Annotated in this window: 1 protein-coding gene; it reads left to right on the forward strand. The window is 58.5% G+C overall.

Translation table 11 applies throughout. The features are described 5' to 3' along the window. Positions 1-41: 41 nt before the first annotated feature. Positions 42-369, forward strand: a 328-nt coding sequence (locus A3764_RS22040) for a hypothetical protein (protein ID WP_201722496.1), incomplete at its 3' end; no start/stop codon positions are given.

Consider the following 369-nt stretch of genomic DNA (forward strand, 5'->3'; position numbering starts at 1 on the left):
GGTTAGGGTGGAGGCAGAATCAGTATCACGTGGTAAAAAGCATGTACGAAAACCTATCGAAATTTACGACCCGCACTGCGGTAGCCCTGACGCTCGGCCTCGCCGCGCTGCCCGCGCTGGCGCAGAGCGGTTCGATGTCCGACTCCATGTCCGACGGGGCGGAGTCAAAGCCGATGATGGACATGTCGGGCGGCATGGATATGTCGGATATCCCGCGGGTTCCCCCAGTTTTCGGATATTCCGAGGGCGCGGATATCCATTTCATCCATACCGAAGTTTCCGATCCGGAGATCGCCCAAGTTCTCACGGACATGATGGGATCGCCTTTTCCTGTCGTTGCTTCGCTGGCGGACATCCCCGCCGACCTTC

The sequence above is a fragment of the Sulfitobacter sp. HI0129 genome (assembly GCF_001635395.1).
In the GTDB taxonomy this organism is placed as follows: Bacteria; Pseudomonadota; Alphaproteobacteria; order Rhodobacterales; family Rhodobacteraceae; genus Sulfitobacter.